The following is a 24598-nucleotide window of genomic DNA, read 5'->3' as shown; positions in this document are numbered from 1 at the left end:
GTACGCGGGCTTCCGCCCGGCGCACCGAGAGCACGCACCAGACGCCGCAGGGCCGCCCTCCGGGCGACGACGGGAGTTTGACGACAGGCCCTAGTCCCGTGGGCCTTGCCGGTCACGGCACCGGGGAGCGTCCTCGAAGTCCTGCCCGCCCTCCTGCCCGCCCTCCGGGGTTCGGCAGGCCTTCGGCGGCACTCCCTAGGATGGCCGCATGTCGCTCCCGCACGCCATCCTCACCGCCCTGCTCGAAAAGCCCTCGTCGGGGCTGGAGCTGACCCGGCGGTTCGACAAGTCGATCGGGTACTTCTGGTCCGCGACGCACCAGCAGATCTACCGCGAGCTGGGCCGGCTGGAGGAGGCCGGGCTGATCCGGGCCCTGCCCAGCGAGGTGCCGGTCCGGGGTCAGAAAAAGGAGTACGAGGTGCTGCCCGACGGCAGCGCCGAGCTGGCCCGCTGGGTCGGCGAGAGCCAGGACCCCAAGCCGATGCGGGACCCGCTGCTGCTGCGCATCCGGGCGGCGGGCGTCGTGGGGCCGCAGGGGCTGCTGCCCGAGCTGCGGCGCCATCTGGAGCTGCACCGGGGGCAGCTGGAGACGTACGGGGCCATCGAGGCGAAGGACTTCCCGCCGGACCGGGACGCCGTCGAGGACCGGCTGCGCCGGCTCGTGCTGCGCGGCGGCATCGCCCTGGAGACGTTCTGGCTGAGCTGGCTGGAGGAGGCGCTCGCCGAGGTGGGCGACATGACCCCGTCGCAGGCCCCGCCGGAGGGCGGGACCGGGGGCGGCGCCTGACGCGCCCCCGCCGGGGCGGGCGGGGGCGGACGGCGCGCGGGCCGGCCGGCCGGCCGCGCGGGGCCTACTTGTTCAGGGAGGCCCAGAACTCGTCGAAGCTGAGCAGCTTGTCGCCGTTCGCGTCCTTGGAGGCGATGACGGCGTCCGCGACGGCGCCGGTGACGTACGCGTCACCCATGGCCTTCATGGCCGCGCTGTACTCGTCGGCCGTGACGAAGCCGTCCCCGTCCGCGTCGAACTTGCCGAACGTCGCCCGTGCGCTCTCGATGTCCGCCACTGGGTCCACCCCTTCTTGGTGCTTGTTGACCGGCCCAGGGTAGCCGCCCCGGGGGCGGTCGCCGCCCGCGGGTCCCGTTCGACCGGCAGAAAGAATTTCAATTACCCTTCCGTAACGCGGAAGTGATAATTCCAGCCAACAAATCCGGCCCCCACTTGTCACGCTCCGGGATCACGGCATAACGTACCGGCATTGCCGCCACACCGGGAGCGCAGGGCTCCCAGGGACAAGCGGCAACAAGGGCGATCACACAGGTGACGATCACAGCTGACGCATCATTCGAAGTTCTGCCCTTCACCCGCACCTGCCGCCATATCTGGGAAGACGGCGACCATGTGCTCATCGGAGTGAGTCCTGGCAACAGCTACTTCAGTGCCGAGCGCATATCCAGTCTTGCCCGATGGGCCACGACCCGCTTCGCGCAGGTCGACTTCGTGTACGCAGACCTCCACGTCGACCGGATGTTCGCCGCCTTCGGCTACACCCGGGAACATGCGGAGAAGCGTGCGGCGAAAGAGATCAAGGCGGTCCGGAGGAGGATTCTCAGAGGCGTGGAGGAATCAGGACCTCCACAGGCCGAGATCCGAGTGAGGGCGCTTTCGGAGTTCCAGTCGAACCCCGTCTACCAACTCCTGCACCGACGCGTGCTCCATTTCCTGGAGACCGATGACGTATTCCGCAAGGGATGCGAGGAAATGGCCCTTCACTTTGTCGGCTCCAAGTTGCCGCAAGGTGAATCGATCACAGACGCGCAGTTGCAGGTCTGTTTCGATTACATGACAGCGGAGCTGCCCTTCTTCGTGGACACTCCGAGCATTCTCGACGTGCCGTCCTCGGTGGCGGCCTACCACGTCAAGATGCCCATGACGGACGTCCTCTTCGCCCGGGGCGGGGGCCTGCGCGCCACCCGCAACCAGGCCTACGCCGTCGTACGCCCCGAGGCCGCCCTGGCCGGCGGGACCCCCGGGACCGTCGGCGCCACCGACACCGCGGACCACGCACCGACCGAGAGGACCGTCGATGAGCGTCGAGCAGCTTGAGGACCGGGGCAGCCGGGAGCAGGAGCCGCTCCTCGACTTCCCGCTCTCGCGGCGCGGTGACGTGCTGCCCGAGGAGTGCTCCTGGCTGCGCGAGAAGGCACCGGTGGCCAAGGTCCGTACCCTCACCGGGGATCCGGCCTGGCTGGTGAGCAGCTACGCCCTGGCCAAGCAGGTGCTGGAGGACGAGCGCTTCAGCCTGAAGGACACCGCGAACGCCGGGGTGCCCCGGCAGTACGCGCTGACGATCCCGCCCGAGGTCGTCAACAACATGGGCAACATCAACAGCGCCGGCCTGCGGAACGCGGTCATGAAGGCGCTCAACCCGCGCCAGAAGGGGCTCCAGGACCTGCTGCGCGCCACGGCCGGCGAGCTCCTCGACCGGCTCGTCGCCGAGGGCGGCCCGGCGGACCTCCGGGCGGGGTTCGCCGACCCCTTCTCGGCGGCGCTGCACTGCCAGGTGCTGGGGGTGCCCTTCGAGGACTGGCGCCGTCTGATGTCGGGGCTGGACGTCGCGTTCATGACCGCCCGCGAGCCCTTCGCCGACTCCGGGCTCAACTGGTACAAGGACGTCGGCTACTTCGCCGAACAGCTGCGGGCCCAGCTCGCACTGCCCGCCGAGGAGCGTACGGGGCTCCTCGGACGGTTCGCCGACCTGAAGGAGGCCGACCCCGAGTCGGCCCACCTGACGGACGACATGTTCGCGACGGTCGCCGTGTCCCTGTTCGGCGCGGGCGCGGTGTCCACGTCCGCGTTCCTGGTCCTCGCGGTGCTCGCGCTGCTCCAGCGGCCCGAGCTCATCGGGTACCTGCGCGCGCACCCGGAGCGCATGGGCAAGGCGGTGGACGAGCTGCTGCGCTGGAACCTGTCGGTCGGTGACGGCCTGCCGCGCATCGCGCTGGCCGACATCCAGGTCGGCGAGATCCTGGTGAAGGAGGGCGAGCTGGTCCTGGTCCTGCTGGAGGGGGCCAACTTCGACCCGGAGGCCTTCGCGGACCCGGACGAGCTGGACCTGGAGCGGGAGGGCCCGAACGCGCACCTCGCCTTCGGCGCGGGCCGGCACTTCTGCCCGGCCTCGGCGCTGGGCCGGGCGCACGCCGAGATCGCGCTGGAGGTCCTGGTCGACCGGCTGCCGGAGCTGCGGCTCGCGGTGCCGGCGGAGAACCTCGTCTGGCGGACGGGCTTCATCAAGCGGCTGCCCGAGCGGCTGCCGGTGGCCTGGTGACCGCCGGCCGGCGGTGAGCTGAGGGGCGTTCGGCGGAACGCCCCCGCGTGACCCGGTGTCCCGGGGGCTGTGCGAGCTCCCGGGGCACCGTCATGCCCGGCGGGCCTTGCCGGTCACGGCACTAGCGGAAGATCCCGGTGTGGCCGAGCGAGTAGCGGCCGGGCTGCGGGTACACGGCGAGTCCGTGCGGGCCGTCACCGACGGGGATCCGGGCCAGCTGCTTGCCGGTCACGGTGTCGATCGCGTAGACCTCGGAGTTGTAGCGGCCGGACAGCCACAGCACCCGGCCGTCGGCGGAGACCCCGCCCATGTCGGGGCTGCCGCCGTCCGGCAGCTCCCACTTCTTGGTGAGCCGGTTCTGCTTGAAGTCGAAGACCGAGATGGTGCCCTCGCCCCGGTTGGGGACGTACATCTCCTTGGAGTCACGGCTGATGTACAGGCCGTGGCAGCCCTTTCCGGTGGGCAGCAGCTTGGGGGTGTCGAACTTGTCTCCGCTGAGCACCCACATGCCGTGCGCCATCATGTCCGCGACGTAGAAGGTCTTTCCGTCGGGGGACACCTTCACGTCCTGCGGCATCGCCCCCTCGAAAGGCAGCTTCTGCTGGCCGATGACTTCCATCTTCTCGGTGTCGACCTTGAGCAGTTCGCCGGAGAACTCGCAGCTCACGATGAAGTACCGGCCGTCGGCGGAGAAGTCCGCGTGATTGACGCCGAAACAGGTCACCGGGACCGTTTTCACGCGGTTCATGGTGTGCGGATCGCGGAAGACCAGCTCGCGGTCCAGGGAGGCCATCACGATCGCGTACTTCCCGTTGGGCGTGAAGTAGAGGTTGTACGGGTCGTGCACCTCGACGGCGTCGCCCGCCTCGCCCGTGGCCGGGTTGATCGGGGTGAGCGTGTGGCCGCGGTTGTTGTTGACCCACAGGGTCTTCATGTCCCAGGAGGGCACCACGTGCTGGGGCTGGACGCCGACCGGGATGGTGTCGATGACCTTGTAGGTGGCCGGGTCGATGACGGACACCGTGTTGGAGTTGGTGTTCGGCACGTAGATGCGCGGCGGGAAGTCCTTGACCACCGGGGAGAGCTTGCCGGGCCGGTTGGCCGCGTACACGTCGTTCGGGTCGAGCACGGGCGGCATCCCCGGCAGCCCGGGGGGCGCGGCGGGCACGACCGCGGCGGGGCGGGCCGGCCCCTTGGAGCCGAGCGCCTCGGGCGTGCCCTTCCCGCCGGATCCGCAGCCGGCCAGGGCGGCGAGGACCAGTCCGGCGAGGAGCGCGGTGGCCTTCCGTGGAAGGCGGTTCGTGGTCATGAGGTCAGCAGCTCCGTGGTGGTCACCGCGCGCAGCTTGCGGCGCGCGAGTTCTTCGAGGAGGGGCGGCATCGCGTCGACCGTGTCCGCGTAGCCGAAGTGCAGGCTCACCACCGATCCGCCGAGGATCGTCCCGGTGACGGTGCGGATGACGGCCGCGGCGCCGGGCGAGGTGAAGTCGAGGGAGTCCACGTCGTACGACAGGACGTGCGGGTAGCCCGCCCGCTGGGCCAGCGTGCGCACGAGCGGGGTGGCGTACTGGGTCTGCGAGGGCCGGAACCAGGTGCCGATCGAGCCGGTGAGGCGCTTGAGCCGCTGGGCGCAGCCGGTGATCTCGGCGTAGGCCTCCGCCTCGGACATCTCGTTGATCGCCAGGTGGCGCTGGGTGTGGTTGCCGAGTTCGTGGCCGCCGTCCAGGACGCGGCGGGCCATGTCGGGGTACGTGTCGAGCCAGGCGCCGATCGCCAGTACGGTGACCCGGGCCCCGGCCCGTTCCGCCTCCGCGAGCACGGCGCGGGCGGTGGCGGGGTCGCCGTTGCCGTGGAAGGTGAGGGCGACCCGGGGTCGGTCGCGCGGGCCGTGCGCGATCTCGGCGGGCTGTCCGGCGAACCGGCGGGGGGCGGGAGCGGGGGCGGCCGGGGCGGGTTTGGCGGTGGCCTTCGCCGGTGCGGCGGGGGCGGTGGCCCGGTCGGTGGTCCGGTCCGCCGCGCAGCCGGCGGTGAGGCCGGCCAGTGTGGCGACGCCCGCGCGCAGGGCCGCTCGGCGGCCTGGTGGTGAGAACACCTGCCCATTTAAGGGGTGGAAGGACGGGAAGGTAATGATTGACCCAATTCGGGACCTTCGCCGTCCGGGCTCCGCAGCCCCCCTGTCCACTATGTGATCAACGATTCACTCAGAGCAGTCGATAGTTATTCATGGATTGCGAGGCGAGTGGCCCACCTCACCTAGGATTTAGGTGGAAACTCTTAGGGTATACACACTTATGTCCGAGTTGGGACTTTTGGCGTTCGGGGCCTCGTCTGCCATAGTCGGAAGCACGACTTCCCCCCTTGACCCGAGCGAAGTCATCCGCCGAGGATCACACCCCCTTCGATCCTCGGCGCACCCATGAAACCCCCGCAGCGCCCCACCTCGGCGACAGGGGGTTTCTGGCTTTCCGGGGGTGCCGCTACCGCACTACTGCCCCACCCGCCCGTCGACGCACTCGCGCAGCAGGTCGGCGTGCCCGGCGTGGCGGGCGTACTCGTCGATCCTGTGCACCATCAGCTCCCGGATCGAGACACCGTCCCTGCCGACGCGCTCACCCAGGTCCGCGTACCCGGCCAGGGCGGCGTCGGTCTCGGCCTGCTCGCGCTCCAGATCGGCGTACGCGGCGTCGACCACGGCCTGCCCGGCGACGGCCCCGTGGAAGTCCGCGTCCTTCGCGCCGTACAGCTTCGCCAGCGGTTCGTCGTCGGTGAGCCAGTTGCGCCAGTCCCGTTCCACTTCGGCGAGGTGCCGGAGCAGGCCGAGCAGCGACATCGTCGAGGGCGGGACCGACCGGCGGGCCAGCTGCCCCGCGTCCAGCCCCTCGCACTTCATCCGCAGGGTGATGCGGTAGTTCTTCAGGAAGTCCAGCAGCGTCGCGAGCTCGCCCTCCGGGCTGTCCCCGCTGTCGCGGAGGTCGTCGGCCGGGTCGGTCCACATGTCGGGGTAGACGGTCGCCCGGGTCCATCGTGCGGGTTGATCACTCATGCTCCGCATGATCGCCAGTGCCGGTCCGGATCCGCCACCCGGTTTCCCTCGGGACGGCCGCTACCGGTCCGCGACCCGCATCTCGAACCAGGTGATCTTGCCGCGCGGCAGCAGGTCGGCGCCCCAGCGGTCGGACAGCTTGTCCACGAGGAAGAGCCCGCGGCCCGTGGTGTCCAGCTCGTGCACCGGCATCAGACAGGGCAGCCCGCGCGAGGGGTCGCGCACCTCGACGCGGATCCAGCCGCGACGGCGCAGCATCCGTAAACCGAAGGAACGGGCCCCGGTGTGGCGCACCGCGTTCCCGACGAGTTCCGAGACCAGCAGGACGGTGTGTTCGGCGATCTGCGGCGAGAGGCCCCAGAACCGGATCACCACGCTCTGGGTGAGCCGGCGGGCGGTGCTCGCCGACTCGGGCATGGAGGGCAGGGTCACCTCCCCCTCGGCCGGATTCCCGTACGCCTCCAGCGCCTTGAGACCCTGTTCGTCCTCAAGCGCCGCCGTGAGCCGTACGGCAGAAGCGCTGTTACTGCGCTGCCGCGGCTGCTCCACACCCTCCAGGCCCGCCATGCACCCATCATGGACGGCCGGTGTGCCGCTCCGGGCCGTTCCGCGGGAAAACACCCCCCGGAACCACTGATTCCGGGAGGGTGCACCGGCATATGCGCAGGGCAACCAGGGGCCTGCGACAGCACTTTGACCTGCAGTGACAGCCCGTTTCGCAGCGATCACCCTGAGTGGATCACCGTTTCTCCTTAAGGCTCCCTTAAGGCCTGGCTAATCCACCCCCAGGGAGGAGGCCCGTCACACGGCCGCACTCACACGACCGTGCTCACACGGCCGCTCTCACACGAACTTGGCCTTGCCCGGGCCCTCTTCGACGAAGCTGCGCATGCCGCGCTCGCGGTCCTCGGTGGCGAACAGGCCCGAGAACCAGTTGCGTTCGATGGTCAGACCGGTGTCGATGTCGGCCTCCAGTCCCGCGTCCACGCACTCCTTCGCGGCGCGCAGCGCGAGCGCCGGGCCCTGGGCCAGCTTGGCGGCCCAGGCGTGCGCCTGCTCGTACACCTCGGCGGCCGGTACGATGCGGTCCACCAGCCCGAGCGCGAGGGCCTCTTCGGCCTTCACCATCCGCCCGGTGAAGATCAGGTCCTTGGCCTTGGAGGGGCCGATCAGCCGGGACAGCCGCTGCGTGCCGCCCGCGCCGGGGATGAGGCCGAGCAGGATCTCGGGCTGGCCGAGCTTGGCGTTGTCGGCGGCGATCCGGTAGTCGGCGCACAGCGCGAGCTCGCAGCCGCCGCCGAGCGCGTAGCCGGTGACGGCCGCGACGACGGGCTTCGGGATCCGGGCGACGGCGGTGAAGGCGTCCTGCAGCCCGCGGGACCGGGCGACCATGGCCGCGTGGTCCATGGTCTGCATCTCCTTGATGTCCGCGCCGGCCGCGAACACCTTCTCCCCGCCGTAGAGGACGACCGTGCGCACGTCGGCGCGGTCGGTGGCCTCCACCGCGAGCTCGCGGAGCCGGTCCTGGGTGGCGATGTCCAGGGCGTTCATGGGCGGCCGGTCCAGCAGGATGGTGCCGACGCCTTCGGAGACTTCGAGAGAGATGGTCATACGGGGAAGGTTAGGGGCTGGGGGTCCGGGGGTCGCCCCCGGAAGGGCCCGGCACGCGAAGTGGCCCGGTGCCGTGGGTCACAGCACCGGGCCACTCCTACCGTGTACGGGATCCGCTTACTTGATCCACTCCGCCCAGTCCATGTTCCAGCCGTTGAGGCCGTTGTCCGGGGCGATCTGCTTGTCCTTGGAGTTCTTCACGACGACCACGTCGCCGATCAGCGACTCGTTGAAGAACCAGGCCGCCGGGGTGCTGTCGTCACCGGCGCCGCGGACGTCGCGCAGGCCGACGCAGCCGTGGCTGACGTTCTCCGAGCCGAAGGTGCCGGAGGAGGCCCAGTAGTTGCCGTGCACGAAGGTGCCCGACTGCGACAGCCGCATCGCGTGGGGGACGTCGGAGATGTCGTACTCGCCGCCGAAGCCGACGGTGGCGCCGTTCATCCGGGTCACCTTGTACTTCTCGCTGATGACCATCTGCCCGTTGTAGGTGGTCGTCGCCGGGGCGCCCGCGGTGATCGGGATGTTCTTGAGGACCTGGCCGTCGCGGACGACCTCCATCTGCTTGGAGGAGGCGTCTACCGTGGTCACCTGGGAGCGGCCGACGGTGAAGGTGACCGTACGGGTCTGCTTGCCGTAGACCCCCGGGCGGCCCTCCACGCCGTCGAGGGCGAGCTTCACGGTGACCTTGGTGCCCGCGGCCCAGTACTTCTCGGGGCGGAAGTCGAGGCGGTCGTTGCCGAACCAGTGGCCCTCGACGGGGACGGACGGCTCCGCGGTGACCGTGATGGCCTTCTCGACGGCCTCCGGGTTGGTGATCCCCCGGGTGAAGTTGATCGACACCGGCATGCCCACGCCGACGGTCGAACCGTCCTCGGGCGTGTAGTGGCCCACGAAGGTGTTCTGCGGGGTCAGGGTGGAGAACGTGGTGTCCTTGGCGGACTCGCGGCCGGCCTCGTCCTTCGCGACCGCGTGCACCTTGTACTCGGTGGCGGAGGCCAGGTGCCGGGCCGGTTCCCAGCTCGCGCCGTCCGGGGCGAGTTTGCCCTCGACCGCGTTGCCCTTGGTGTCGGCGACGGTCACCGTGGTGAGCTTGCCGCCCGTGCTGGTTATCTTCAGGACGCCGCTGGTGGCGACCTCCTTGGCCCCGTCGTCCGGCTTGACGCTGACCACGGCCTTGGACGCCTCGGTGCCGGTCTTGCCGCCGCCCCCGGTCCCGCCGTTGTCCCCGCCGCTGCCCCCGCTGTTGCCGCCGCCGCTGCACGCGCTGGTCAGCAGCAGGGCCGCTCCCAGCAGAAGGGCCGGCAGGCCGGTGCGGACGCGGCCGCGTATCGGCTGCAGGTTCACTCGTGTTCTCCCCATGTCCCCCGCGCGCGGGCAGTCGCGCGCATGTCGACAGGTAATCACAGGGGAACAACACGAAAAGGCACGGTCTTGTCACCGTTCCGTCCCAAGTGCGGGGGGCCCGGGACGCGGGGACCTCAGTCGTCGGTACCGGGTTTGACGCCCCATACGTAGACGGCGTCGCCCTCCGTCAGCAGGTCCCACAGCCGCCGTGCGTCCGCCACCGTGAGGTTGACGCAGCCGGCGGAGCCGCCGTGTTCGAAGAGCGGGCCGGGTCGGCCGTGCAGGGCCTGGCCCGCGTCGAAGAACTGGGCGTAGGGCATGGGGGCGTCGTCGTACAGCGTGGAGACGTGGTCCTTGCTGCGCCAGTACACCTCGTGCCAGCCGGGGCGGGTCTCGTCCTCGTCGCGGCCGGTGCGGACGGGGACGGGCGCGAAGACGACGCGGCGGCCGCTCTGCACCCACAGGAGCTGCCGCTCCAGGTCGACGCAGGTCACGCGGTGGGCGCGGACCGGGCAGTCGCCGGCCGCGTTGGGGTTCGCGCGGGCGGCGACGGCGACCATCGTGCGGTAGGTGGCGAGGCCCGCGTAGCCGTCGGCGGGGGTGACCCCGTTCTGCCGCTGGAAGGCGCGGACGGCGAGGCAGTCGGCCGGGGACTGCCTCCCGTCGGAGGCGCGGCCCAGGTGGGCCTCCAGCTCCCGCTGGTAGGGGCCGGTGCCGGCCGTGCAGGCGGGCTCCGGCCCGGGGGCCGCCGTTGCGGCCGGGGCGCCGAGCGCGAGGACCGCGCACAGGACCGCGGTTCCGGCTGCCGTGACCGCCGCCTGACGTGTGGCCATACGGGCCTCCTCCGGCCCGCCGGCCGGGCCGCCACGCCCCAGCCAACCGGTCGGGGCGGCGGTGCGCCCGCGCGGGTGCGCCGCCGGAGTGAGCGGATCACTCCGGCGGCGCACCGGCCGGGTCGAGGCGGGGGCCGGCGCGGGGTCCGCGGCCGCCCGCCGGTCACGGCACTAGCGGGGGCCGCCCTTGCCGGGCTTGTGCTTGCCGGGCTTGTGCTTGCCGTGGTCGTCGCGCTTGTTGTGGAGCGTGACTTCGAGCGGCCTGCCCGAGGTGTTCGCGTCCAGCTCCAGCGGGCCGGTGACCCGGTCGCGGGGCAGGACGTAGCCCTCGGGGACGTCCGTCTCGACCAGGTAGTACCAGCCGGCGGAGAGCCCGTCGAAGTCACAGACGCCGTTGCGGTCGGTGGCGCAGCCCTGCGCCTCCTTGCGGTCGGGGTTGATGCCCCGGGTCTGGAGGCCTTCGGTGTGGTTGGTCTCCTTCCAGACCTCGAACACCGCTCCGCGCAGCGGACGGTTCGTCTTGGCGTCCTTCTTCAGGACCCGGATCGAGCCGTTCGCCTCCTCCTTCTTCTTGCGGTTGGAGACGTTGACGACGACGACCTCCTCGGCGTCGCCGTCCTCCAGTTCGAAGGCCGTGACCGGGTCGCGGGGCAGCTGGTAGCCGTCCGGGACGGCGGTCTCCCGCCAGTAGTAGGTCTCGCCGACGGGCAGCTCGACCGTGCAGGTGCCCCGGGAGTCGGTGACGCAGACTCCGTCGAGCCGTGCGTCGGCGTCCTGGCCGGCCGTCTGCAGGCCCGGCCGGTCGTTGGTCTCGCGCCACAGCTCGAAGGTGGCCCCGGGCACGGGGTCGCCGGTCTTCTTGTCCGTCTTGCGCAGGACGACCTTCGCGCTGCCGTCCGGCTCCGGGACCCGCTCGTTGTCGACCTGGTACCGGACGCCGGCCGAGGCGTTCTCGGGGGTCAGGGTCAGCGGGTAGACCGGGTTCGCGGGCAGGACGTAGCCGGCCGGTGCGGCGGTCTCGCGCCAGTAGTAGGTGCCGGGCGGAAGGCCCTCGCGGGCGCACACCCCGTCGGCGCCCGTGACGCAGTCGGCGGTCTTGGTGTCGGCGCCGGGGCCCGCGACCTGGAGGCCCGGGCGGTCGTTGGTCTCGTGCCACAGCTCGAAGACGGCGCCGGCCAGGGGCTCGCCCTCGTCGTCCCGCTTGAGGACGGAGACGGTGCCGGTCACGGGGACGGGCGTCCGGGCGTTGACCGCCCGGGTGCGGGCCGTGCGGCCGTTGGCGGCGTCCTCGGCCGTCAGGGTCACGGGGAAGACCGGGTTCGGGGGCAGGTCGTAGCCGTCCGGTGCGGCGGTCTCCCGCCAGTAGTACGTACCCGGCTCGACGTTCTCCCGGGAGCACGCGCCGTCGGCCGGGGTCGTGCAGTCGGACACCTTCGTGTCCGGGGTGGTGCCGTCCGTCTGGAGGCCGGGGCGGTCGTTGGTCTCGCGCCACAGCTCGAAGACCGCGCCCGGCAGCCCGTTGCCGGCCTCGTCGACCTTGGTGACCGCGACCTCGCCCGTCACGGGGGGCGTGGTGCCGCAGGTGGGGAGGTCCCCGGTGAAGGGGTAGGCGTGGAACTCCTGGCCGCCGCCCCCGACGGTCTCGCTGCCGTGGGTGACGGAGCCCGTGGTGAAGAAGCGGCCGTTGATGCCGGGCAGGGTGACGGTGGTTTCGGAGGCCTGGTTGCCCATCAGGAAGCTGCCCTGGAACTGGCCGCCGCCGTTCAGGTTCACCGTGGCGGCGTCCGGGAAGTTCCACAGCAGCCGCTCGCGGTAGGCGTTGAGCGGGTCCTGGGCGTCGACGAGGGTGCCGCTGTAGGTGTTGATGGTGCGGGTGCCCGTTCCGAGGACGTTGACCAGGATGGTCGCGTTCGGCGGGATCTGCGCGAAGCGGATGCCCTGTACGGCGCCCGCCCTGCCGGCCAGGTCGGCGTCCACGTTGAAGACCTGGAGCGGTGAGCGGCCGTCACCGGTGAAGAGGGTCTCGAAGCCCAGGTTGGCGACGGTGCCGGTCGGCGGGCGCGGGCTGCCGTCGACCTTGGCGTAGCACTGGCTGGCGGCGCTGAGGCGGTCGCGCAGGCCCGCGTACCGGGTGACGGCCTCGGTGTCGCGGGTGCGGGTGCCGGTCACGTCGCCGGTGAGGGTGCCCGCGTACCGGACGACGCCCCTGTCGGCGATCAGCGTCTCGCCCGCGGCGACGGTGACGTCGGCGCCGGTGGTGAGGAAGTCGGCGCCGTCGGGCGGCGGGACGAGCGAGCCGGCGCCGACGATGCCGACGTTGTAGCGGCTGTCCGCGCCGGTCTGCTTGTCCTGGTCGAAGCTGCCGAGGACGACGAGGCGGCCCTCGGCCTCGGAGGCCCGCCCGCGGACGCGGAACTCGCCGCCGGCGAAGATGTTCACCGCGTTGTCCCGGCCCTTGATCGTGCCGTCGCTGCCGATCTGCGGGAACGGGCTGGGGCAGGCGCCCTGGACGCAGGGACCGAGCCCGCCGGGCAGCGGGGCCCGCAGTGTGCCGGCCGCCGGGGGCCGGGTGCCGGGACCCTCGGCGAGGGCCGTGGGGGCCGCGGTGGCCAGTACGGCCCCGACGGCTAGCCCGAGGGTCCAGTTCCTTGCTGACATGACGCTCCGTCCGTATCCGCGCTGTGGGCCCTGTCAGGCTGCGGGCGGGCTTCGGCGCGGCGGAGGGACGACACCGTCGACTACGGCATTCCGGTCCGACAATCACTCGGTTGCTGCGTCCGGACGGCGGCCGGACGGGCGTCAGCTGCGGGCGGATCCGGCGACCCAGTCGGCCCAGGACATGTTCCAGCCGCCCAGTCCGTTGTTCGGGGACACCGTCTTGTCCTGGGAGTTCACCACCTCCACCACGTCCCCGACCAGCGTGCGGTCGAAGAACCAGCCGGCCGGGGTGTCCGAGCCGCCGCCCTTGTCGTCGCGCAGGCCCACGCAGCCGTGGCTGACGTTGGTGGAGCCGAAGGTGTCGGGGCTGGCCCAGTAGTTCCCGTGCAGGAAGGTGCCGGAGTTGGTGAGCCGGATGGCGTGCGGGACGTCCGGGATGTCGTACTCGCCCTTGCCCTCGTCGTCGGTGAAGCCGACGGTGGCGCCGTTCATGCGGGTGACGTCGAACATCTCCATCACCACCATCTTGCCGTTGTAGGTGGTGTTCTCCGGGGCGCCGGCGGTGATCGGGATCGTGGACACCAGCTGCCCGTCCCGGCGGACCTGCATGGTGTGCGCCTCGGCGTCCACGAGGGAGGTCTGGTCGCGGCCGACCGTGAAGCGGACGGTCTTTTCCTGGATGCCGTACGAGCCGGGCGCCCCCTCGACGTCGCGCAGGTCCATCTTCACGGTGACCTGGGTGCCGGGCTTCCAGTACTCCTTGGGCCGGAAGTCGAGGCGTTCCTCGCCGAACCAGTGGCCGACGACCTCCACGGCGGGGTCGGAGGTGACGGTGATGGCCCGCTCCACGTCCGCACGTTCCTTGATGGCCCGGTTGAACTTGAAGGAGACGATCATGCCGGTGCCGACGGTGGAGCGGTGCTCGGGCTTGAAGTAGCCGATGAAGCGTTCCTCGGGGACGTAGGTGGTGAAGGTCGTGTGCCGGGCCTGGCGGCGGTTGTGCCCGTCGAGGGCGACCGCGTCCACGGTGTACTTGGCCGCGAGCGAGAGGCGTCCGGCCGCCGGGTCGGGGCTCCAGCTGAGGCCGTCGGCGGCGATGGTGCCGGGGACCCGCTCCTGCTGGGCGTCCTCGACCTTGGTGACCGTGACCCGCTCCAGGCGCCCCTCGGGGACGGTCACCCGCAGCGGGCCCTCGGCCGGGACCCCCTTCGTGTTGTCCTCGGGGGTGATCCTGATGGCCTCGGCGGGCGGCTTGGGTCTGCCGGGCACCTGGACCTCCACCGGGGGTCGGCCGTCCTTGGTGCAGCCGGCCAGCCCGCCCAGCAGGCCCGCCCATGCCGCCACGGCGGCCAAGCCCGCCCCTGCCCGCCTCGTCAGAAGAGTCACGAAGGATCCAACGACCGGCCCCCTCCGGGGGAAACGTGAGGGCGGGGCACGTTCCGGGCAGAACAGTCCGGGCAGAACAGTGTGAAGGACCAGACGGGGGCGGGCCCGGGCCGGGACGCCGGGGCCACAATCCCCTACCCCCGCCGGTACCCAGGAGCCGTGGAGGCGGGCAGTGTCGAGCGCAGCCGAGCAAGAGGCGGTGGATGCCGCCGAGGGCACCGCGAACGCGGTGAATTCCGTGAACGCCGTGCGGGAGCGGGTCCACACGCAGGTGTTACGGGTGTCCGCGCGCCCGGGGCCGCCCGTGTGGCCCGGGTCCTCGCACCCCCTGGGGGCCCGCTACCACGCGGGCCCCGACGGGGTCGCGGGCACGAACTTCGCGCTGTGGGCGCAGGGCGCGGAGGCGGTGGAGGTCTGCCTGTTCGACGGGGCCGGGACCGAGACCCGCTGTGCCCTGACCGAACTCACGCACGAGATCTGGCACGGGTTCCTGCCCGGCGTGCGCCCCGGGCAGCGCTACGGGTTCCGGGTGCACGGGCGCTGGGATCCCTGGACGGGGGTCCGGCACAATCCGGCGAAGCTGCTCCTGGACCCGTACGCCCGGGCCGTCGACGGGGACTTCACCCTGCCGCCGGAGGTGTACGGGCACGTCCGGGACTGGCCTCAGCAGTACATCGCCGACACGGTGCGCGACGACCGGGACTCGGCGCCGTTCGTCCCGAAGGGGGTGGTCGTCCACGATGACGACGACTGGGCGGACGACGTCCGGCCGAAGACCCCCTGGGCCGATTCGGTGATCTACGAGCTGCACGTGCGCGGCTTCACGATGCGCCATCCGGGTGTTCCCGAGGAACTGCGCGGCACCTACGCGGGGCTCGCCCATCCAGCGGCGGTCGAACACCTCTCGAAGCTGGGGGTGACGGCGGTGGAACTGCTGCCCGTGCACCAGTTCGCCCACGAGGACCACCTGCTGCGCCGGGGTCTGCGGAACTACTGGGGCTACAACTCGGTCGGCTACTTCGCCCCGCACGCCGGCTACTCCTCCAGCGGGACCGCCGGGCAGCAGGTCGGCGAGTTCAAGCGGATGGTGCGGGCCCTGCACGCGGCCGGGATCGAGGTCATCCTCGACGTGGTCTACAACCACACGGCGGAGGCCGGTGAGCTGGGCCCGACGCTGTCCCTGCGCGGGATCGACAACCGGGGCTACTACCGGCTCCAGTCCGACCAGCGCCGCTACGCGGACTACACGGGCTGCGGGAACACCCTGCACGCCGGGCGCCCGCACGTACTGCGGCTGATCACGGACTCGCTGCGCTACTGGGTCACGGAGATGGGGGTGGACGGCTTCCGCTTCGATCTGGCGGCGGCGCTGGCCCGGTCCATGCACGACGTGGACATGCTGTCGCCGTTCCTCGCGGTGATCGCCCAGGACCCGGTGCTGCGCCGGGTCAAGCTGATCGCGGAGCCGTGGGACGTGGGCTCGGGCGGCTACCAGGTGGGGGCGTTCCCGCCGCTGTGGACGGAGTGGAACGACCGCTACCGGGATGCCGTACGGGACTTCTGGCGCGGCGCGCTGCCCGACGTGCGGGACCTCGGGTACCGGCTGTCGGGGTCGAGCGACCTGTACGCGTGGGGCGGGCGGCGGCCGTACGCCTCGGTGAACTTCGTGACGGCCCACGACGGCTTCACGCTGCGGGACCTGGTGACCTACGAGCGCAAGCACAACGAGGCGAACGGGGAGGACGGCCGGGACGGGACCAACGACAACCGGTCCTGGAACTGCGGGGTGGAGGGCGAGAGCGACGACGTGCGGATCGGGGCGCTGCGCCGACGCCAGCTGCGCAACCTCCTCACCACGCTGCTGCTGTCGACCGGGGTGCCGATGCTGGTGGCGGGCGACGAGTTCGGCCGGACCCAGGGAGGCAACAACAACGCGTACTGCCAGGACAACGAGACGGGCTGGGTGGACTGGTCGCTGCTGGAGGATCCCGCCTGGAGCGAGCTGTTCGCGCTGACCCGCCGGCTGATCTCGCTGCGGCAGGCGCATCCGGTGCTGCGGCGCCGGGCCTTCTTCTCCGGCCGGGCGCAGGGCGCGGACGGTCTGCGGGACCTGGCCTGGTTCACCCCGGCGGGGGCGGAGATGACGGAGCGGGACTGGTACGCGCCGGCCGCCGCGGTGGGGCTGTACCTGTCGGGGCGGGACATCCCGGGCCGGGACGAGCGGGGCCGGCAGGTGACGGACGACAGCTTCCTGGCGCTGCTGCACGCCGGGGACCGGCCGGTGGAGTGGGTGCTGCCGGGGGCGCCGTGGGCGGGGGTGTACGAGCTGGTGCTGGACACCTCGCGGGAGTCGCAGGCCGCGGCGCCCGCGACCCGGCACCGCGGCGGGGAGGCCTTCACGGTGCCGGCCCGGTCGGTGGTGCTGCTGCGCGTGCTGACGTGACCGGGCCGGGGCCGGGGGCCGGCCCCGGGGGCCGGTCCGGGTCCCGGTCCCCCGTCAGCGGGTTTCGACCTGGAGCAGCATCCGCTTGAGGAGGGCGGCGAGGGCGGCGCGGTCGGCGTCGTCGAGGGGCTCGATCATCCGCGCCTCGGCGATGCCGCGCCAGCGCATGGCGTCGGTCCAGCGCCGGTGTCCCTCCCCGGTGAGCTCGACGTCGACGCGGCGGCGGTCGCCGGCCGCGCGGATGCGGCGTACCAGGCCGGACCGCTCCAGGGTGTCGAGGCGTCCGGTCATGCCGGCCGGGGAGAGCAGCAGTTCGGAGGCGAGTTCGGAGGAGGGGGCCCGCCAGGGCGCGCCGCGGGAGGCGAGGCGGTGCATCGTCTCGAACTCGAAGGCCTGGAGCCCGGTCTCGGCGAGGGCCCGCTCCTTGCCGTGCGCGACGTGTTTGGCCAGGAGCTGGATGCGGGTGATGACGGCCTCGGTGGGCACGTCGAAGGGGACCTTGCCGGTCCAGCGCGCGATGTGCCGGTCGACGGAGTCCTCGGCGGGGACCGCCGTGTCCGGGTGGCCGGCGGGGGGACGCGGGGCGGGGTGCGTCGTCCCGTGCGGTGCCGGGGTCGACCCCGTCTCAGTGCCCATGTCCGCATTATGGCCCGGCCGGTGGCGGCCCCGTGCCCACCCCCGCCCGAAAACATTTCGCTGGCGAACTCTTCGTTGGCGAAATAATCTTCCCGCATGACCCCGACCCTCTGGCGGCTGCTCGCGGGCCGCACCTGTGCCGCGTTCGCCACGGCCCTGATCCCGACCACCCTCACCCTCGCGGTGATGCGCACCGGCTCGGCGGGCGACCTCGGGCTGGTGCTCGCCGCCGAGATGCTGCCGATGCTGCTCCTGCTGCCCGTCGCGGGGGTGGCCGCCGACCGGTTCCCCGCCCGGCGGGTGGTGCTCGCCGCCGATCTGGTGCGGGCCGCCGCCCAGCTGGCGATCGGCGTCCTGCTGCTGTCCGGCCCGGTACGGGTCCCCGAGCTGGCCGCGCTGTCGGCGGTGACCGGGGCCGGCGTGGCCTTCGGCACCCCCGCCGCGCGGACCCTGGTGGCGGCCGTGGTGGCGGGACCGGGGCGGCTGCGCGCCAACTCCCGGCTGATGGTGGCCCAGGGCCTGGCGGCCATCGCCGGGCCGGCCGCGGCGGGGGCGCTGATGCTGGCCGCCGGGGCGGGCTGGTCCTCCGTGATGACCGGCGCGCTGTTCGCGGCGTCCGCCCTCACCCTGGGCGGCCTGCGGACCCCGGCCCGGGAGCACTGCGGGGTCCGGGGCGGCTTCACGGCCGAGCTGCGCGCCGGCTGGAAGGAGACCCGCGGGCACCCGTGGTTTCTGGCCAACGTCATGGCGCACGGCGTCTGGCACCTGACCGCGGGCCTGCTCCTGACCCTCGGGCCGCTGATCGCCGTCGAGTCCCTGGGCGGCGAGGGCGCCTGGGTGGCCGTCGCCCAGGCCGGTACCGCCGGACTGCTCGCCGGGGCGTGGGCGGCCGGGCGGCTCCCCGTGCGCCGGCCGCTGGTGTGGGTCGCGGCGGCCTCCGCGGCCTTCGCCCCGGCCCTGGCCGCCTTCGCCTTCCGGCTGCCGGTGGCGGTGTGCGCGGCCGCGTACTTCGTGGGCATGGGCGCGGTCGGACTGCTGAGCCCGCTGTGGGAGACCGAGATCCAGCGGCGAGTGCCGGCCGAGGCCCTGGGGCGGGTCGGCTCCTTCGACTCCCTGATCTCCTTCGCGGCCCGCCCGCTCGGGCTCGCGGTGGCCGCCCCGCTCGCCGCGGTCACCGGCACGGCCTTGCCGCTGCTGGCCGGGGCGGTGCTCGTGGCCGCCGCGAACCTGTCCGTACTACTGCTTCAGGACGTACGCGCGCATCCGGAGCGGAAGCCTTCGCCCGCCCTGCGATGATGTGGCCTTCATACGAACACGCGTGCACCAGCGCACGTGTGCCAACGAGGGGTTCAGGGGTACGCATGGCCAGAGTCGGGACCGCGCTGCGGGAGCTGCGCGGGGCGCAGAAGTCGGCGAAGGGGGTGTCGCTCTACTCGCGGTTCGTCAACCGGCCCGCCGGGCGCTACCTGGCCGCCGGATCGTACGCGCTGGGCCTCACCCCGAACCAGGTGACGCTGGTCAGCGCCGCCTTCAGCTTCGCCGCCGTGGCGGCGGTCGCGGTGGCCGCGCCCTCGTGGGGGCTGGGGGCCGCCGTGTGGGCCGCCCTCGCGGTCGGGTTCGCCTTCGACTCCGCCGACGGACAGCTGGCCCGCCTGCGCGGGGGCGGCAGTGCGGCCGGCGAGTGGCTCGACCACGTCGTGGACTGCGCCAAGCTGACCGCGCTGCACACCTGTGTGCTAATCGCCTTCTACCGCTTCCCCGACGACTACGGCACGGGATCGGACGGCTGGCTGCTGGTGCCGCTGGGCTTCCAGTTCGCCTCGGTCGTCACCTTCTTCGGCGGCCTGCTGACCGAGAAGCTCAAGCCGAAGCCGGCCCCCGGCAGCCCCGCCGCCGCGCCGTCGACCCTGCGCGCGGTGGCGTTGCTGCCCGTGGACTACGGGGTGTTCTGCCTGGTGTTCCTGCTGCTCGGCGGCGGTGCGCTGTTCCGCTGGGCGTACGCGGGACTCGGCGTCGTCGCCGTGCTGTTCCTGCTGGCGTTCCTGACGAAGTGGTTCCGGGAGCTCAGCGCCGTTCGGCGGTGAGCGCCTCGGGCCCGGCGAGGGGTTCGGCCAGGGCGTCCAGGGCCCGGCGCAGCTGGGTGCTGGAGGTGTGGACGGTGTAGGGGAAGTAGACGACGTCGACCCCGTGGGCGGCGAAGTCCTTCTCCAGCCGGTCGCCCTTGGGCGTGCCCCGCCAGTCGTCCCCCTTGAAGATCACGTCGAAGCGGACCTGCTTCCAGGTCTCCACCTTGTCCGGGACGGTCTCGACGAAGGCGGCGTCGACGTACTTGACGCTGCGGACGATCTCCAGCCGTTCGACCAGCGGAATCATCGGGCGGCGGCCCTTGGCGAGTTCGGCCATCTCGTCGGAGACCACTCCGGCCACCAGGTAGTCGCACTGACTCCGGGCGTGCCGAAGGATGTTCAGATGTCCGATATGGAACAGGTCGTAGGCGCCGGGCGCGTAGCCGACCCGGTACGGTCTGCGCGCAGTCGGCCCAGGCTCGGACATATCGTGCTCCATCATCAGTTACCCCCCAGCGGCCACACCCCCCGGTGTGGCGGATTAGCAGACAATAGCGTGCACGTTCCTCACCCTGTCGGTGAACGAATAGGGTGACGTGCGCATCATCCAGGGGAGAAGGGGACGTTCAGTGTCCAGATCCGGTCACCGGCGCCTGCTGCTGGTTTCCACCAACTACGCCCCCGAGCACGCGGGCATAGGCCCGTACGCCACTCAGATCGCGGAGCACTGGGCGAGTATCGGCCACGAGACCCACGTACTGGCGGGCATGCCGCACTATCCGGCGTGGTCGGTCGAGCCGGAGTACAAGGGGGCGCTCCGGCGCACGGAGGGGCGCGCGGGAGTCACCGTGCACCGGCGTGCGCACACCGTGCCGCAGCGGCAGACCGCCGTGAAGCGGGCCCTGTTCGAAGGATCGATTCTGCTGCACGGGGCCGTGGCCCCGCCCCGGATGCCGAAGCCGGACGCCGTCCTCGCGCAGATGCCGAGCCTCGCCGGCGGGGTGCTCGCCGCACGGCTGGCGGCGCGGTGGAAGGTCCCGTTCGTCCCGGTCGTCCAGGACCTGATGGGGGCCGCTGCCGCCCAGAGCGGGATCAGCGGCGGCGACAAGGCCGCGGCGGTCGCGGGACGCGCCGAGGCGTACGCCCTGAAGCGGGCCACCCTGGTCGGCGTGATCCACGAGACGTTCGTGGACCGGGTCGTCGGCATGGGCGTGGACCCGGAGAAGATCCGCCTGGTGCCCAACTGGTCCCACGTGCCGCAGCCCACGAAGCCGCGCGGGGAGACCCGCGCCCACCTGGGCTGGGCACCCGGCCAGACGGTGGTGCTGCACTCCGGGAACATGGGCCTCAAGCAGGGCCTCGAAGTCCTCGTCGGCGCCGCCCGGCTGGACCCGAAGGTCCGCTTCGTCCTGATGGGCGACGGCAGCCAGCGGGGGGCCCTCGCCGACCTCGCCGCGGACGTTCCGAATCTGGACATCATCCCCCCTGCCGCTGACGGCGAGTTCCCCGATATCCTCGCGGCGGCGGACGTGCTCGCCGTCACTCAGCACGCGGCCGTGCTGGACATGAGCGTTCCGTCCAAACTCACCTCCTACTTCCAGGCCGGCCGGCCCGTCGTCGCCTCCGTCGCGGCGGAGGGCGGAACCGCCCAGGAGGTGGCACGTTCGGGCGCAGGGGTGCTCGTACCGCCGGAGGACCCCGACGCCCTGCTCAAGGCCGTACGGGCCCTGGCGGAGGACCCCGAGGGTGCGGACGCGCTGGGCGCTGCCGGGCCCGTCCACGTGGCGGCCCACCTGAGCCGGGAAGCGGGCCTGGCCCGCATCGACGCACTGATAGACGAAGCACTTGGGGGCACCCAGCCGTGATCGAGACGAACCGCCCAGCAGCGGCCCCGGCCGAGGACGAACCCGATCTCCTCAGGGACCAGTTCAAGCAGCTCCTGCGCTACCGCCGGCTCATCGGCGCGGGCGTGGGCATCGGCCTGCTGGGCGGCGTCTACCTCGGCATATCCACCGCCGACACCTACGTGGCGACCGCCGACGTGGTGCTGCGCGCCCCCACCGACGACCCCTTCAACCCGAGCCTCGCGCCCGACAAGGCGATCAACATCGGCTCGGAACGGCAGGTGGCGCTCTCCAGCTCGATCGCCGAAGCCGCCAAGAAGAAGCTCGGCGTGGCCGACCAGAACTTCGCCGCCCTGCGCAGCGGACTCCAGGTCACCAACCCGCCGCAGACCATGGTGCTCCGCTTCACGTACACGGCGTCCTCCCCGAAGGAGGCCGCCAGGCGGGCCAACGCGATGACCGAGGCCTACCTGCTCAAGCGGCAGGAGTCCCTCGACGCCACCCGCGACAAGATGGTCAAGGGCTACAAGGAACAGCGCGACCCGGTCGCCAAGCAGCTCGACGAACTGTCCAAGGAGATCGCCCGGATGCCCGCGGGCGCGGCGCGCGACGCGGCCGGTTCCTCGAAGACCGACCTTCAGAGCGAGGTCGGCGGCTACAACGGCAAGATCACCAAGCTGGAGGCCCTGGACATGACCCCGGGCCGGGTCACCAGCGCCGCGACCGCCCCGACCTCCCCCGACGGTCCCGGTCTTCCCATGTCGCTCGCGCTGGGCGCGGCCGTGGGTCTGGCGCTCGGCCTGCTCGCCGCCTGGGTCCGGCTCGTCTTCGACCCGGCGCCGCGCTCCGAGGGCGACGTCTCCCGGGCCCTGCGGGCGCCCGTACTGGGCTCCCTGCCCCGGGACAAGACCGGCGGCGGCCCGCTCCTCGCGGCCGGGGAGGCCGACCCCAGGCTCGCCGAGGAGTACCGCTCGGTGGCCTTCCGGCTCGCCTACGACTCCCGTTTCGCCGACCGGCGCCGCCTCCTCGTGGTCGCCCCGCGCGGCAGCAGCGAGACCGCCGCCGCGGTGGCCGTGAACCTGGCCGCCTCCTTCGCCGAGACCGGCAAGGACGTCCTGCTCATCGAGGCCGACCTGCGCACCCCGGTCCTGGCCAGCCAGCTGCCCACCGACGCCGGCGGGCGGCCCCGCTGGAGCCAGATGCCGGGCGGTCCCGCCGCCGGCGGGCAGGGGGATTCCGACTGGCCCGACGGGCGCCAGCTCGTCGTGGACGCCGGGGAATCGGGCGCCTTCGACCTGATCCCGGGCGAGCGGGTCCGCAACGTCGCCCGCGCGCTGACCTCCCCGCGCGCCACCCGGCTGATCTCCGAGGCCGACTCCCCCAACTCCACCGTCGTGGTGCTCGCCCCGCCCGTGCTCTCGTACGCCGACGCCCTGGCCCTGGTCGACCGCGTCGACGGGGTGCTGGTGGTCTGCGACCCGCGCGCCGTGCACCGCACCGACCTGTCCCGGATCCGCGAGCTCATCAGCGGCGCCGGCGGAACCGTCCTGGGCGCCGTACTGCACACCCCGCTGCCGACCGAGAAGCGCGGCCGCGGCAAGGGCAAGGGCGGGGCCGCCCCGGCCGCGGCCCCCGCTCCGGCGGCTCCCGAGCCGCAGCCGCTCACCCGCGAGCCGGCCGAGCCCGAGCAGCACATCCCGGGCGACGGCACCGACACCGTCGCCCTGCGCACGGTCCGCATGGGCCGGCGGTGAGCCGGCGGGGCCTCGCCGCCGTCTCCTCGGTCCTCGACCAGGCCGCCTCCAGCGCCACGAACATCCTGGTGCTGGTGCTGGCCGCCCGGTTGTCCTCGGCCTCCGGCTTCGCGGACTTCTCGATGGTGTACGTGGCCTTCAGCGTGCTCCTCGGGCTGAACATGGCCTACGTGGGCCAGACCGTCGTCCTGGAGAAGGGCGAACGCCTCGGCGCCGTCTGCCGTTCGTCCGTCCAGTTCACGGCCGTCGCCTCGGCGGCCGTCGGGCTGGTCCTCGTCGCCGTGGGCCTGGCCCTGCCCGGTGCCTCCGGTACGGCCTTCCTCGCGCTGGGCGGCGTACTGCCCCTGGTCCTCGTCCAGGACGGGCTGCGCTACTGCTTCTCCGCCCTGCGCGTGCCCGAACGGGCGCTGGCCGCCGACTCGCTGCGGCTGGCCTGCGTGGTCGCCGCGCTGGCCGTACAGCCGTCGGGCGCCTCGGCGGGGCGGCTCGTGCTGGTGTGGGGGCTGTCCGCGCTGCCCGCGCTCGCCCTCGGACTGTGGCTGCTGCGGCCCTTCGTCCGCGGGGTGCGCGGCGAACTGCGGCCGTACCTGCGCCGCGGGCACCTGGGGCGGCGGTTCGTGGTGGAGTTCGCCGTGGGCAACGGCTCCAGCCAGCTCGCGGTCCTCGGACTCGGTGTCTTCGCGACCCCGCTGGCCGTCGGCGCGCTGCGCGGCGCCACCACCCTCTTCGGCCCGCTGAACGTGCTGTTCAACTCCGCGAACGCCTTCGGCCCGCCCGTCGTCGGCCGCGCCCGCGGCAAGCGGGGCGTCGTCCGGCTGACGGCCCTGATGGGCGCCGCCCTCGCGGTGCTCGGCGCCGGATGGGCGGCGGTCCTGTACGCGCTGCCCGACCGGCTGGGCCGGCACCTGCTCGGCGACACCTGGGCCGCCGCCTCCGCGCTCCTCCCGGCGACGGGCGCGCAGTACGCGGTCATGGGGCTCGGTACCTGCGCGCTGCTGACCCTGCGGGTGCTCAATCCGAAGGCCACCCTGTCCCTCCAGGTGGTCTTCTCCCTGCTGTCGGTGGCCCTGCTGCTCGGCGGGTACGCCGTGTGGGGCGTCGCGGGGGCCGCCTGGGGGCTGGCGCTGGGCTCCGCCGCGAAGGCGGGCGCCGGCTGGCTGCGCGTCGCCCGGCTGGAGGTGCCGTCCGGTGCCCCGGAGCCCGCCGCCACGGACACCGCGGGGCGGGCCAACGCCTAGTGCCCTGACCAGGGAGTACGGCCGCGGGCCCGGGACGGTGAGCGTCCCGGGCCCGCGGCCTTGTGCGGCTTCGGCTCAGTTGTAGGTGCCGGTGATCGAGACGCCGGTGCGGGTTCCCGTGACGCCGGTCAGGTCGACGGTGCCGACGCCGGTCCAGTTGCCGCTGACCTGGCGGACCGTGTGCAGGACCCGGCCGTCGGCCGCCACGAACGCCACCTGGAGCTCGTCGTTCACGGCGGCCGCGGCGACATCGGTGACCGTCACGCCGGACACCACCGAGGACAGGGAGTTGAACACCCACTCACCGCTGAAGAAGCGGGCGCCGTGGTACTGCTTCGCACCGTTCTCGGCGGTCAGCACCAGCTGGAGGTCATTGCCCGTACCGGCGATCGCGACGTCCGAGATACCGGCCGGCGC

At 72.4% G+C, this 24598-nt stretch carries 22 protein-coding genes; 9 read left to right on the top strand and 13 right to left on the bottom strand.

Going from position 1 to position 24598, the window contains the following annotated elements; genetic code table 11:
• Positions 1 to 208 precede the first annotated feature (208 nt).
• A complete protein-coding gene (locus ABZZ17_RS37435; RefSeq protein ID WP_356883386.1) occupies positions 209 to 787 on the top strand; it encodes a PadR family transcriptional regulator in 579 nt (192 codons plus the stop codon).
• 64 nt (positions 788 to 851) lie between these two features.
• On the opposite strand, the gene ABZZ17_RS37430 is transcribed toward ABZZ17_RS37435, so the two are convergent.
• On the bottom strand, positions 852 to 1064 hold the full coding sequence (locus ABZZ17_RS37430; RefSeq protein WP_356883384.1) for an EF-hand domain-containing protein: 213 nt from the start codon (positions 1062 to 1064) through the stop codon (positions 852 to 854).
• A 254-nt stretch (positions 1065 to 1318) separates the two neighbouring features.
• On the opposite strand from ABZZ17_RS37430, the gene ABZZ17_RS37425 reads away from it, so the two are divergent.
• Together ABZZ17_RS37425 and ABZZ17_RS37420 are read left to right on the top strand one after the other, a co-directional pair.
• Positions 1319 to 2104, top strand: a complete 786-nt coding sequence (locus ABZZ17_RS37425; protein WP_356883382.1) for a tRNA-dependent cyclodipeptide synthase — start codon at positions 1319 to 1321, stop codon at positions 2102 to 2104.
• A complete protein-coding gene (locus tag ABZZ17_RS37420) occupies positions 2085 to 3326 on the top strand; it encodes a cytochrome P450 (protein ID WP_356883380.1) in 1242 nt (413 codons plus the stop codon). Before ABZZ17_RS37425 ends, ABZZ17_RS37420 begins: the two co-directional genes overlap by 20 nt.
• Before the next feature lie 121 nt (positions 3327 to 3447).
• Here ABZZ17_RS37420 and ABZZ17_RS37415 read toward each other — a convergent pair whose 3' ends face one another.
• The 9 genes from ABZZ17_RS37415 to ABZZ17_RS37375 all read right to left on the bottom strand — a co-directional run bounded on the left by ABZZ17_RS37415 (position 3448) and on the right by ABZZ17_RS37375 (position 14191).
• Positions 3448 to 4635 (bottom strand): hypothetical protein, encoded by a 1188-nt coding sequence (locus tag ABZZ17_RS37415; protein WP_356883378.1) that lies wholly within the window; start codon positions 4633 to 4635, stop codon positions 3448 to 3450.
• Complete coding sequence (locus ABZZ17_RS37410) at positions 4632 to 5417, bottom strand: polysaccharide deacetylase family protein (protein WP_356883376.1); 786 nt, start codon at positions 5415 to 5417, stop codon at positions 4632 to 4634. The genes ABZZ17_RS37415 and ABZZ17_RS37410 overlap by 4 nt, the downstream gene beginning before the upstream one ends.
• Before the next feature lie 393 nt (positions 5418 to 5810).
• On the bottom strand, positions 5811 to 6377 hold the full coding sequence (locus tag ABZZ17_RS37405) for a DinB family protein (RefSeq protein WP_356883374.1): 567 nt from the start codon (positions 6375 to 6377) through the stop codon (positions 5811 to 5813).
• Positions 6378 to 6428: 51 nt separating this feature from the next.
• Positions 6429 to 7040: an ATP-binding protein gene (locus tag ABZZ17_RS37400; RefSeq protein ID WP_356883372.1), complete on the bottom strand. Its 612-nt coding sequence runs from the start codon at positions 7038 to 7040 to the stop codon at positions 6429 to 6431.
• Positions 7041 to 7211: 171 nt separating this feature from the next.
• Entirely contained in the window at positions 7212 to 7979 is a 768-nt protein-coding gene (locus ABZZ17_RS37395; protein ID WP_356883370.1) for an enoyl-CoA hydratase-related protein, read from the bottom strand.
• A 117-nt stretch (positions 7980 to 8096) separates the two neighbouring features.
• A complete protein-coding gene (locus tag ABZZ17_RS37390; protein WP_356883392.1) occupies positions 8097 to 9317 on the bottom strand; it encodes an Ig-like domain-containing protein in 1221 nt (406 codons plus the stop codon).
• Between the two features lie 140 nt (positions 9318 to 9457).
• On the bottom strand, positions 9458 to 10156 hold the full coding sequence (locus tag ABZZ17_RS37385) for a L,D-transpeptidase family protein (RefSeq protein ID WP_356883368.1): 699 nt from the start codon (positions 10154 to 10156) through the stop codon (positions 9458 to 9460).
• 171 nt (positions 10157 to 10327) lie between these two features.
• On the bottom strand, positions 10328 to 12814 hold the full coding sequence (locus tag ABZZ17_RS37380; protein WP_356883366.1) for a SpaA isopeptide-forming pilin-related protein: 2487 nt from the start codon (positions 12812 to 12814) through the stop codon (positions 10328 to 10330).
• A 141-nt stretch (positions 12815 to 12955) separates the two neighbouring features.
• Complete coding sequence (locus tag ABZZ17_RS37375) at positions 12956 to 14191, bottom strand: Ig-like domain-containing protein (protein WP_356883390.1); 1236 nt, start codon at positions 14189 to 14191, stop codon at positions 12956 to 12958.
• Positions 14192 to 14372: 181 nt separating this feature from the next.
• On the opposite strand from ABZZ17_RS37375, the gene glgX reads away from it, so the two are divergent.
• The gene (glgX, locus tag ABZZ17_RS37370) at positions 14373 to 16643 is read left to right on the top strand and encodes a glycogen debranching protein GlgX (protein ID WP_356883364.1); all 2271 of its coding nucleotides are present in this window, start codon (positions 14373 to 14375) and stop codon (positions 16641 to 16643) included.
• 54 nt (positions 16644 to 16697) lie between these two features.
• On the opposite strand, the gene ABZZ17_RS37365 is transcribed toward glgX, so the two are convergent.
• Positions 16698 to 17279, bottom strand: coding sequence for a MarR family transcriptional regulator (locus tag ABZZ17_RS37365; protein ID WP_356883362.1), 582 nt, complete (start codon positions 17277 to 17279; stop codon positions 16698 to 16700).
• 96 nt (positions 17280 to 17375) lie between these two features.
• Here ABZZ17_RS37365 and ABZZ17_RS37360 point away from each other — a divergent pair, with 96 nt between their 5' ends.
• Complete coding sequence (locus ABZZ17_RS37360; protein WP_356883360.1) at positions 17376 to 18575, top strand: MFS transporter; 1200 nt, start codon at positions 17376 to 17378, stop codon at positions 18573 to 18575.
• A gap of 65 nt (positions 18576 to 18640) precedes the next feature.
• The gene (locus ABZZ17_RS37355; protein ID WP_356883358.1) at positions 18641 to 19363 is read left to right on the top strand and encodes a CDP-alcohol phosphatidyltransferase family protein; all 723 of its coding nucleotides are present in this window, start codon (positions 18641 to 18643) and stop codon (positions 19361 to 19363) included.
• Here ABZZ17_RS37355 and ABZZ17_RS37350 read toward each other — a convergent pair.
• Positions 19344 to 19832 carry an adenylyltransferase/cytidyltransferase family protein gene (locus ABZZ17_RS37350; protein WP_356883356.1) on the bottom strand — a complete coding sequence of 163 codons (489 nt, stop codon included), beginning with the start codon at positions 19830 to 19832 and terminating at the stop codon, positions 19344 to 19346. The genes ABZZ17_RS37355 and ABZZ17_RS37350 overlap by 20 nt on opposite strands.
• Positions 19833 to 20004: 172 nt before the next feature.
• Here ABZZ17_RS37350 and ABZZ17_RS37345 point away from each other — a divergent pair, with 172 nt between their 5' ends.
• The 3 genes from ABZZ17_RS37345 to ABZZ17_RS37335 are packed head-to-tail and all read left to right on the top strand — an operon-like array spanning position 20005 to position 24181.
• Complete coding sequence (locus ABZZ17_RS37345) at positions 20005 to 21210, top strand: glycosyltransferase (RefSeq protein ID WP_356883388.1); 1206 nt, start codon at positions 20005 to 20007, stop codon at positions 21208 to 21210.
• On the top strand, positions 21207 to 22943 hold the full coding sequence (locus tag ABZZ17_RS37340; protein ID WP_356883354.1) for a lipopolysaccharide biosynthesis protein: 1737 nt from the start codon (positions 21207 to 21209) through the stop codon (positions 22941 to 22943). The genes ABZZ17_RS37345 and ABZZ17_RS37340 overlap by 4 nt, the downstream gene beginning before the upstream one ends.
• Positions 22940 to 24181: a hypothetical protein gene (locus ABZZ17_RS37335; RefSeq protein ID WP_356883352.1), complete on the top strand. Its 1242-nt coding sequence runs from the start codon at positions 22940 to 22942 to the stop codon at positions 24179 to 24181. Before ABZZ17_RS37340 ends, ABZZ17_RS37335 begins: the two co-directional genes overlap by 4 nt.
• A gap of 75 nt (positions 24182 to 24256) precedes the next feature.
• On the opposite strand, the gene ABZZ17_RS37330 is transcribed toward ABZZ17_RS37335, so the two are convergent.
• The coding region (locus ABZZ17_RS37330; protein WP_356883350.1) for a hypothetical protein at positions 24257 to 24598 on the bottom strand (342 nt) is incomplete at its 5' end.

The sequence above is a fragment of the Streptomyces sp. NPDC006512 genome, assembly GCF_040611935.1.
In the GTDB taxonomy this organism is placed as follows: Bacteria; Actinomycetota; Actinomycetes; order Streptomycetales; family Streptomycetaceae; genus Streptomyces.
Note: the sequence above shows the minus strand (reverse complement) of the source record. Positions and strands in the feature narration are given on the sequence as shown.

Coding starts and splice junctions, on each gene's coding strand:
- ABZZ17_RS37435 (WP_356883386.1), top strand. CDS start 209: ATGTCGCTCCCGCACGCCATCCTCACCGCCCTGCTCGAAAAGCCCTCG.
- ABZZ17_RS37420 (WP_356883380.1), top strand. CDS start 2,085: ATGAGCGTCGAGCAGCTTGAGGACCGGGGCAGCCGGGAGCAGGAGCCG.
- ABZZ17_RS37415 (WP_356883378.1), bottom strand. CDS start 4,635: ATGACCACGAACCGCCTTCCACGGAAGGCCACCGCGCTCCTCGCCGGA.
- ABZZ17_RS37405 (WP_356883374.1), bottom strand. CDS start 6,377: ATGCGGAGCATGAGTGATCAACCCGCACGATGGACCCGGGCGACCGTC.
- ABZZ17_RS37395 (WP_356883370.1), bottom strand. CDS start 7,979: ATGACCATCTCTCTCGAAGTCTCCGAAGGCGTCGGCACCATCCTGCTG.
- ABZZ17_RS37385 (WP_356883368.1), bottom strand. CDS start 10,156: ATGGCCACACGTCAGGCGGCGGTCACGGCAGCCGGAACCGCGGTCCTG.
- ABZZ17_RS37380 (WP_356883366.1), bottom strand. CDS start 12,814: ATGTCAGCAAGGAACTGGACCCTCGGGCTAGCCGTCGGGGCCGTACTG.
- ABZZ17_RS37365 (WP_356883362.1), bottom strand. CDS start 17,279: ATGGGCACTGAGACGGGGTCGACCCCGGCACCGCACGGGACGACGCAC.
- ABZZ17_RS37360 (WP_356883360.1), top strand. CDS start 17,376: ATGACCCCGACCCTCTGGCGGCTGCTCGCGGGCCGCACCTGTGCCGCG.
- ABZZ17_RS37355 (WP_356883358.1), top strand. CDS start 18,641: ATGGCCAGAGTCGGGACCGCGCTGCGGGAGCTGCGCGGGGCGCAGAAG.
- ABZZ17_RS37350 (WP_356883356.1), bottom strand. CDS start 19,832: ATGTCCGAGCCTGGGCCGACTGCGCGCAGACCGTACCGGGTCGGCTAC.